The organism is Bradyrhizobium sp. 179 (genome assembly GCF_023073535.1).
In the GTDB taxonomy this organism is placed as follows: Bacteria; Pseudomonadota; Alphaproteobacteria; order Rhizobiales; family Xanthobacteraceae; genus Bradyrhizobium.
The window spans coordinates 21,221-29,482 of sequence record NZ_JADPJR010000103.1; the positions used below are offsets into that span (position 1 = coordinate 21,221).

Annotated in this window: 7 protein-coding genes and 2 pseudogenes; 5 read left to right on the forward strand and 4 right to left on the reverse strand. The window is 58.2% G+C overall.

Translation table 11 applies throughout. From position 1 onward, the window contains the following. Window positions 1-107: 107 nt before the first annotated feature. Window positions 108-692, reverse strand: a complete 585-nt coding sequence (locus IVB12_RS23825; protein WP_247302632.1) for a YdcF family protein — start codon at window positions 690-692, stop codon at window positions 108-110. 263 nt (window positions 693-955) lie between these two features. Between IVB12_RS23825 and IVB12_RS23830 the strand changes: the two are divergent. Continuing rightward, window positions 956-2,136, forward strand: a pseudogene (locus IVB12_RS23830) (saccharopine dehydrogenase NADP-binding domain-containing protein). A 137-nt stretch (window positions 2,137-2,273) separates the two neighbouring features. Here the strand turns inward: IVB12_RS23830 and IVB12_RS23835 are convergent. Further along, the gene (locus IVB12_RS23835; protein ID WP_247302634.1) at window positions 2,274-2,978 is read right to left on the reverse strand and encodes a dienelactone hydrolase family protein; all 705 of its coding nucleotides are present in this window, start codon (window positions 2,976-2,978) and stop codon (window positions 2,274-2,276) included. Window positions 2,979-3,035: 57 nt separating this feature from the next. Further along, a complete protein-coding gene (locus IVB12_RS23840; protein ID WP_247302636.1) occupies window positions 3,036-4,016 on the reverse strand; it encodes a tripartite tricarboxylate transporter substrate binding protein in 981 nt (326 codons plus the stop codon). A gap of 126 nt (window positions 4,017-4,142) precedes the next feature. Between IVB12_RS23840 and IVB12_RS23845 the strand changes: the two genes are divergently transcribed. From IVB12_RS23845 to IVB12_RS23860, 4 genes and pseudogenes are all read left to right on the forward strand, one after another. Then, entirely contained in the window at window positions 4,143-5,084 is a 942-nt protein-coding gene (locus tag IVB12_RS23845; RefSeq protein WP_247302637.1) for a LysR family transcriptional regulator, read from the forward strand. A 193-nt stretch (window positions 5,085-5,277) separates the two neighbouring features. Next, window positions 5,278-5,499 (forward strand): annotated as a pseudogene (locus tag IVB12_RS23850) (transposase); the annotation flags it as partial. 235 nt (window positions 5,500-5,734) lie between these two features. Further along, window positions 5,735-6,079 carry a hypothetical protein gene (locus tag IVB12_RS23855; RefSeq protein WP_247302639.1) on the forward strand — a complete coding sequence of 115 codons (345 nt, stop codon included), beginning with the start codon at window positions 5,735-5,737 and terminating at the stop codon, window positions 6,077-6,079. 290 nt (window positions 6,080-6,369) lie between these two features. Further along, window positions 6,370-7,209, forward strand: a complete 840-nt coding sequence (locus tag IVB12_RS23860) for a transporter substrate-binding domain-containing protein (protein ID WP_247302641.1) — start codon at window positions 6,370-6,372, stop codon at window positions 7,207-7,209. 392 nt (window positions 7,210-7,601) lie between these two features. On the opposite strand, the gene IVB12_RS23865 is transcribed toward IVB12_RS23860, so the two are convergent. Next, window positions 7,602-8,069, reverse strand: coding sequence for a hypothetical protein (locus tag IVB12_RS23865; RefSeq protein ID WP_247302642.1), 468 nt, complete (start codon window positions 8,067-8,069; stop codon window positions 7,602-7,604). Window positions 8,070-8,262 lie beyond the last annotated feature (193 nt).

The following is an 8,262-nucleotide window of genomic DNA, read 5'->3' on the forward strand; positions in this document are numbered from 1 at the left end:
GATGGTCATGCGAACAGGCCAATGCAAGCCGGAAGGCCGCCGTTCACCCAAAGGCGACATCTCGGGGGACTGTCGCATAGCTGCTTGTTGCTTGTCGTCTGGGTCGTTTAAGGCCACTCAGCAATGAAACCTCTTGCCTTATAAGGCTCAATCTTAGCCCATTCGCTGAGCACCCGCGAACTAAGCTCAGCGTCGGTGTGCCAAAGATCATTGGGGACATTGTAGTGGTTCACGACAACGAGCATCTTTTCTGGATCGGGCCAGTGTCTATGAAGCGTCATCGGATAACGACGCGACGTCCAGAAATTGCCTAAGCAAATCACTGATCGTATTTTGTTCAATCCGATCTTCGCTTCGATGATAGGAAGGGAGAAAATCACGTTCTCCCCCGTGTTGGTCGCGCGATGTTCTTCCAAAATCAATTCAGCCGGAACACCACGTGCCACTAGTCCATCCTTTAAAATTCGGCATTCGGTAAGATCAGAGCCCGGCGTCATCCCTCCGCTAACAAGTAGCCAACGGCAATACTGGCGATGCCAAAGCGAGACGGCGGCGTCTATGCGCTCCTCCACGCCATCTCGTGTACCAAAAACGAATAATAGATCTGCTGGTCGCAGAGGAGTTGTAAGTAGATGCTCGGAGTTTATGCGAGCGATCTCTTTAGCACTCAGCGTTCGGGCCCGGTCTGCCATCAGTCTAATGGGATTCAGTAGCGTTTTCCACAAGCCTAGGTCAGGATATATCCCAAAGGCCAATCAATCGCAAGTTGTCTACTTCTGTCCGGATGGCGTCGGCTCATCGGGCGCTGCCCTTCCAAATCAAAGGGTAAGCCGGCTTTAGCGGGAAGCATTTTTCGATCTTTGTATAGTTTGCTCTGGTGCTCGCACCGCCTCTTGTGCGTCCCATCGAAATGTTCTTCATCGGGCCAAGTCACGACTTTTGGAGTAGGCACGTTATGAAAGCTTCAGCGGAGTTCGATATCGTTGTCTATGGTGCTACGGGTTTCACGGGACAGCTCGTCGCTGAATATCTGGCCGAGCATTACAAAGACGACGCGTCGCTGAAATGGGCGCTATCCGGACGCAATCTCGACCGGCTAAAAGTTGTTCGCGAGGCTAGTGGTTCACCGGCCAATACTGCGCTGATCGTGACTGAGGCCGGTGATCGAACCTCACTAGAAGCCATGGTTAATCAGACTCGATTAGTAATCTCGACTGTGGGACCGTATCAGTTCCATGGGGCCGAACTTCTGAGCGCCTGCGTGAAGACAGGCACAGACTACGTCGATCTCTGCGGCGAGCCAATATGGATGCGGCGGATGATCGACGCGCATGACGCATCGGCCAAAGCGTCCGGCGCGAGAGTCCTATTTTCTTGTGGCTTCGACTCATTGCCGTTCGAACTCGGCGTATTCTTTTGTGAAACCAACGCGAGGGAGACATGGGGCTTTCCTGCTTCCCGCGTTAAGGCGCGTATCCGTCATGCATCTCTCTCGCTTTCCGGCGGCACCTATGCGAGTACCAAAGCAAGTTTTGTAGCCGCCAGCAGGGACCTTGGTCTCGTCTCAATGCTAAAGGATCCGTTCGTGCTAACGCCCGGCTTCGAAGGACCCAAGCAGCCCGCCGGTAATAAAGTCAGTTTCGATGAGGACCTCAATTCCTGGTCCGCTCCTTTTCCGATGTCCACCATCAATACTCGGAATGTCCATCGCTCGAATATGCTGATGGGGTTTCCGTACTGGAAAGACTTCGTCTACGACGAGATGATTTCGACGGGTCCGGGGGAGCGGGGGCGCGCCAAGGCAAAGCTGGTAATGGCGGCGACCAACAAATTGAGGGGCGCCGACGCGCCAAAACCTGGTGAAGGGCCCTCAAAGGAAGAGCGTGAAGGTGGCTCCTACGACATCTCTTTGTCGCACTTGCGCCTGACGGCCGACAATTCCACACCGCCGTCGTCGGTGATTGCGAACCGGGCTACGCCTCAACAGCAAAAATGATTGCTGAATGTGCGATCTGCCTGCTACGCGACGCGGCGGATACCGCAGCAGGAATTTGGACTCCAGGTGCAGCAATGCAGCAAAGGCTAATCAATAGGCTCGTCGAGCATGCTGGGTTGAGCTTCAAAGTCGAGCGCTGACGAGAGTCAGCATCTGGCCCGTTCGAGACTTGTCGGCCCGGTCTGACCACGTCCGCTCATCCGGCTAGACCGGAAGTCATGGCCTCACGGGCAAGCCGACGCGAATGACCCGAAGCTGACATTGAGCCGAAGCGCTCTCAACGAATTGCGCACTCGATACCTTCGAGAATTTCCCGCGCGCGCTTCATCGAAAAATCATGTGTCGCCCGATCGAAGGACGGACTTCTTGGCATCATGTAGCCGTGGAGTACCCCGGGAAAGATGTGCACTTCAACGTTTTCCATGCTCGCCGCTAGGTCGCGATACGCGTTCAGCACCTCGACCGGCGCGCGATTGTCCTCGTCGCCCCAAATGAGGCAGACTTGCCCACGAACTCCGGGCAGCTCGTGAAGATAGTCCAGCATCTCGGATCCGTGGCAGCAGATCCCAGCGGCATATCCAAGTCGCTTGGGCCCGAGGATCGCATACGGACCGCCGTAGCAAAACCCCATGACCGCCGCCTGGCCATTGAATTGCGGGAGTGTGCCGAGGTGCCTCAATGTGTCGATCATGTCCACTTCGCCGGCTCTTATTTGTTCAAGGCGCGGCTGAGCACGTTGGGCCGCGCGCGGGTCGTTTCGAGAAAGCGGGCCGGCAATCGAACGCCAGAAAAGATCCGGCACCGCAACGATGAAGCCGTAGGTCGCAAGTTCGTCGGCGATTGCGAGCATGTCGGTGTCCACGCCACGAATAGCGGAAGCAAGCACAACGGCAGCAACCGGCTTTTCAGCCTCGGGCGTGACCAGATAGCAATCGAACGCGCCGCCGCCATTCGCACAAATCTTGCTGAACGTTCGCTGCATGTCGAATCCAGCTCTTTGTTGGGGTATGGAAGCTGCGGACATCGAGACTTCGTCGCGCTACTCCAGTCTGATCTTCGCGAGCCTCATCACTCTGGCCCATTTCTCGGTTTCACCAGCCATGACCTTGCCGAAATCGGCGGGCGACCCGCCCAGTCCCGTAGCATCCAGGTTACGAAGGCGCATCTTGAACGCGGAATCGGCCAGTGCGGCGTTGGCCTCCTTGTTGAGCCTGTCGATGATCTCGGTCGGGGTATCTTTCGGTGCGCCGACGCCGAACACCGAACTCGCTTCATAGCCCGGCACGAATTCACCAATGGCCGGCACATCCGGCAAGGCTTCGGATCGCGCTGCCGTCGTCAACCCGAGCGCGCGCAGCCTGCCGCTCCCGATGTACCCGATCGATGGCGCCAGGTTCACAAAGACGACCTGCACCTGCCCGCCAAGCAGATCCGTGATCGCGGGCGCAACGCCTCGATAGGGCACGTGTTGAAGATCGAGTCCGCCGGCTTCCTGCTTGAACAGTTCCGCGGCGATGTGTGTGATCCCGCCCACTCCGCCCGAACCGTAGGAGAGTCTCCCGGGATTGGCTTTGGCGTAGGCGACGAACTCCGGGATTGTATTGGCGGGAACCGATGGATTTATCACCATTGCGAGAGCTCCACGCGTCAGACCCGCGACCGGCGCAATGTCCCGCAGGAAGTTGAAATCAAGATTCTCATAAAGCGTCGCATTGATCGCGTTGGGGGAACCAACCAGCAGGAGAGTGTAGCCGTCCGGAGGCGCACGCACGACCGCATCAGTTGCGATATTGCTGCCGGCTCCGGGGCGGTTCTCGATGATGAATTGCTGTCCGAGCCGCTCTGACCACCGTTGCCCGACCAGCCGCGCAAGGATGTCATTCGGGCCGCCTGCAGCGAAGCCCACTATGATCCGGACAGGCCGCGACGGATAGGTATCCGCACAAGCCAGACCCGACAGCACAGGTGGCGTGGCCACCCCCAATGCAAGGCGCAGAAATTGACGTCGGGAGGAAGTCATGGGCTTTGCTCCGTCAAACCTGCACTCGCGCGGGCTCTCGTCAAGGGAGGAGAATAGTTGATGCTGTCATAAGTGCATAAGGCTATTGTCTGATGGGACCATCTCAGAACAGAAATGGATGCTTTCATGCAGATGAGCGATCGCATCGGAAGACGAATGAAGCTGCATGACCTGCATGTGCTCATGGCGGTGGTGCAGGCCGGCAGCATGGGCAAGGCGGCGCTCATGCTCAATACCACTCAGCCTAATATTTCGAGATCGATCGGGGAGCTTGAGCGTGCGTTCGGCGTCCGCTTGTTTGATCGCCACCGGCGCGGAATCGAGCCGACCGAGTGCGGCCGCGCCCTGCTCGATTGCGGCATCGCCGTTTTCGACGAGCTGCGCCAGGGCGTGAAGACCATCGAATTTCTGGCCGACCCCACCGCCGGAGAAGTGCGGATTGGAAGCACCGCTTTTCTAGCAGCGAGCTTCGTTTCTGCGCTCATAGATCGGCTCTCGCGGCGTCACCCGCGGATCAGATTTCAGCTCGTGACCGGCTACATAGAAGCATTGCACCGCGACCTGAGCGAACGCAAAGTCGATCTGTTGATCGTGCGGAGCGGCGGCGCCATTGCTGACGAGCGGTTGCATTTCGAATCCCTCTTTGAAGATTCCTATGTCGTCGCCGCGGGTGCAGCAAATCCATGGGCTCGGCGGCGCAACATCCGGCTCGCCGATCTGGCGGAGGAGCGGTGGGTCCTCCCGCCGCGGGAGAGCGTGATCGGTTCAATCGTCACGCGGGCCTTTGGCGCCAGCGGATGTGAGTATCCACGCGCGACGGTGGTCACGGATTCCCCCCATATGCGGGTCAGTCTGCTGGAAACAGGGCGATTCATCACGGTTTTCCCGGCTTCGGCCCTGAAATTCCTCACCAGGGGGGCGGCTCTCAAGGTCTTGTCCGTCGAACTTCCGGCCGCAAGTCGACCGAATGGGATGGTGACCGTAAGGGATCGCGCCGTCAGTCCAGTTGTGCAACTCGTCATCGACAGCGCCCGTGAGCTCGCAAAGCCAATGGCGAAACGAAAGTGATGACACGTATGTCAGCTCATGGCCCATCGCTTCCGTTGGCGGGTGTCGCTGCATGTCGGCTCACAGGAGCTGACCGGAAGTTTGCAGTCGCGCGCCAGTTCGGCGGCTTGTGACCGATTTTGTTGAAAAAGGCGGCAGTTGCGACTCAAGGATAGCAGTGATTCAGTCTGTCTAATTGGCAGGACTGAAGATCATGATGGGGCATCGACAAGTCGAACAGGCTGCTTTGTTCTATGAGTTCTCGCTCGAGAAGCATATTCCCGCCGACCATCTCTTGAGATCGGTCGACAGGTTTGTCGATCTGCAAGAGATCAGGCAGGACCTGGCACCCTTCTACAGTAGCATCGGCCGACCTTCGATCGATCCTGAACTGATGATCCGGATGCTCCTGGTCGGTTACTGTTTCGGCATCCGCCCAAAACCTTCGAAAGATGGCCAAGCTGATCCCGATGCCCAGGCCGAGGCTCGCATAGAGGCGGTTGAGCAGTTCGGCCAAGTCGCGACGGAGCTATTACAACTAAATACTGCCGGCCTTTTTCAACAGAATCGGCCCGTAGTAGACATCTGCCGCACTTGTTTAGCGATCGGGCTAATCGTCCCTTAGCAAATGCTGGTCATTCTGCCGGCTAACACTGGGGCATGGGCTCAACATGAACGCGATTAGTCTTCTGACAGTCATTGCAGCTACGTGGGTCGGCACGTTAGTTGTCCTCCTGCTCCCTGGCCGCTGGCTCGGAAGTTGGATTGCTGCGAATAGCCCGAACACCTTCTTCGGCGTGCTGTACTGCGTAGTATTCTCGAAGCTGTTTATAGTCGTTCTGGCGGTAATTGCCGTGTTCGTTCGGCTGCCGTTTTTGCCGCATGTCAATACAGATGAAGGCTTCGCGCTCGCATTCATGGCGACGCTGTTTTTTTTGCCAGCGTTGGTCGCTCAGTTTTTGGGCTTTCGCCGTGCACGGGCACAGGGAACATTCACAAGCACAGCTGCGAAATGAACGCCTTCTGGCCCATCAGCGAAATGGCGGTACGCCTCGTTGAGGCTGCTCAGCGAGGCAGAGCGGACCAAATTTGCTCAGGCGGAGTTCTTCGCATTTTGACCCTAAGGCGACCTAGGCAGCGCGCTTCCGATCGCGCCTAGATGCGAACCTCAGATGTGAGGAGCGGGGTAACTGATCGTGTTGACGGCAGGCGGCGGTACTCGGGTTGTCGCCTGACGACACCGCTACTATTTAAGGTGGGTGAATAGTTGCCTCGGCGCGCGAGTTTGGAATCTGGAGCCTCGTTGATGCATCATGGTCTGATCCCTGACAGTGCTGCTATCGCCGTACTCGCGACGCTAATCGCCCAAGGCGCAACACACCGTGCGGACGCTGCATCACTGGCAGAGGTGCGGCAGAATGGTATCCTACGCCTCTGCGCCAACCCATCCGCACTCCCTTATTCGAACCTCACCGATAGAGGCGGTCTTGCCGGGTTCGAAGTCGAACTCGCGGAAGTATTGGCGCACGAGATGGGATTTGAGCTCGGTGTGACCTGGGTTCGAAACGCCGGTGATATCAAGAACTCGGATTGCGATGTCTTGATGGACGTCGTCACCTCCGCCGCAAGCTATGATCGGGAGGGACTTACCGGGCCGCTGACAACCCATCTACCTCTTCGCTATTCGAGACCTTACGCAGACAGCGGTGTTGTCCTCGTCATTTCATCTCGATCTTCGGTTCGTCGGCTTGAGGATTTGCACGGTCAGAAGATTGGCGTCATGGTTGGCACCGTCGAGCACGAGTGGCTGGCCAAACACGGCTTCCGCGTTTCGGTCTTCGCCTCTCAAGAAGACATAATTGCCGCGATCGAGGCAGGCGAAATCGAAGTCGGCGCCACAAACCCCGTGATTGTCGGCTGGTATCGGCACGAACACCCCAGCACGGCAGTAAGGATACCCGACGGATACGAGCCAGAACCGGCACTGCGCTGGAGTGTTTCAGTCGGGCTTCGCCGAGCGGACGATGCGCTGCTTGCAGCCGTGGATGCCGCGGTGTCACGAGTGGTCGAGCAGCGCATACCAGCGCCGATCTACGCGAAGTATGGCATTACCTATCTACCCCCTTCCGGCGCAGGTCTCCAGTAAGGATGCAAAGCCTGGTGCGACTGACACTACGACCACTGCTCTATCCTCACGGTGCAAGCAAGGCTAGATGCCTTGATGTTAAGGCGTCTGCTCACGGACAGGAAGCTGCACTGTGCTACTGAACAGTTCTTCCGCTTATGGGCCCAACCCGGACTCTTTCCGCCCTTCTCGTTGCGGCGGCTCCGTAGGGCGAAGCGGAAGTTGCCACACCGCGAGTTGAGACGCCCGGACCGAAAACAAAATCGGCGGCGCTTGTTGAGCCGCAGCCGTCTTGCGATTTCCCGCCCCGGTAAGCCGGTTTACCGCGATTTACGCAAGCGTCTCGGTTAGCCGGACGCCGGCAAACGCACCAGCGGCCGTCTACGCCCGAAGCCGTTCAATGTCCGACTCGCTCAGCGCGAGTTGCCCCAGGCTCGACGGCCTCTCGCCGCAGGCGCCCCCACCACGCGCGTGGTGATGAGGTCTTTCCAGTATTCATTCGCCCACGTGCCCAATTGCGCCAGCGCGCCAAGGTCGGGCAACACCGCGCTAACGGCCTTCCAGCTACCGGCGAGACTGTGGCCGCCATCGTAGAGCCGGTGCCAGCCGCCGCCGATGTGCGTGCGGAGGTACTCGGCATCCATCGCCTTGCTGGCAAGGGTCGCGCGCTGGTGGCTCAGGTGCTCGGTCAGCCAGTTGCTGAATTCGCTGTTGTTCTTCCAATCGAGCGCGGCGGTGTACGCCTCACCGGCAACCGAGGCCGTCGCGCTCAACCCGCCTGCCACCGAGTTGCCGATGCGCTGCGAGGCGTCGCGTCCGGCGTCCCGCAATCGCGATGCGACGTGTGTCGCATGTTGACGCCAAGCGTCCAGAAAATTCATTTTGCCCCCCCAAAATGCCAGCCGAACTCAAAATCAATGTCATTCAACTCTGCCGAGTGCAACGCCTGTCAATCGGCTTCCAACTTTGACCCCTCGTATTGCCGCATCTGCGAATGTTACCCTGATGGCGCCATTGCCGATGACGATCCGATGTCGATTAATCGGTCGCGCCAGATGGCTTTCCCGGCTGGCG

What these genes read in the sequence shown, in the direction of transcription:
- IVB12_RS23825 (WP_247302632.1), bottom strand. Translation starts at nt 692, where the DNA reads ATGGCAGACCGGGCCCGAACGCTGAGTGCTAAAGAGATCGCTCGCATA.
- IVB12_RS23860 (WP_247302641.1), top strand. Translation starts at nt 6,370, where the DNA reads ATGCATCATGGTCTGATCCCTGACAGTGCTGCTATCGCCGTACTCGCG.
- IVB12_RS23855 (WP_247302639.1), top strand. Translation starts at nt 5,735, where the DNA reads ATGAACGCGATTAGTCTTCTGACAGTCATTGCAGCTACGTGGGTCGGC.
- IVB12_RS23840 (WP_247302636.1), bottom strand. Translation starts at nt 4,016, where the DNA reads ATGACTTCCTCCCGACGTCAATTTCTGCGCCTTGCATTGGGGGTGGCC.
- IVB12_RS23865 (WP_247302642.1), bottom strand. Translation starts at nt 8,069, where the DNA reads ATGAATTTTCTGGACGCTTGGCGTCAACATGCGACACACGTCGCATCG.
- IVB12_RS23845 (WP_247302637.1), top strand. Translation starts at nt 4,143, where the DNA reads ATGCAGATGAGCGATCGCATCGGAAGACGAATGAAGCTGCATGACCTG.
- IVB12_RS23835 (WP_247302634.1), bottom strand. Translation starts at nt 2,978, where the DNA reads ATGCAGCGAACGTTCAGCAAGATTTGTGCGAATGGCGGCGGCGCGTTC.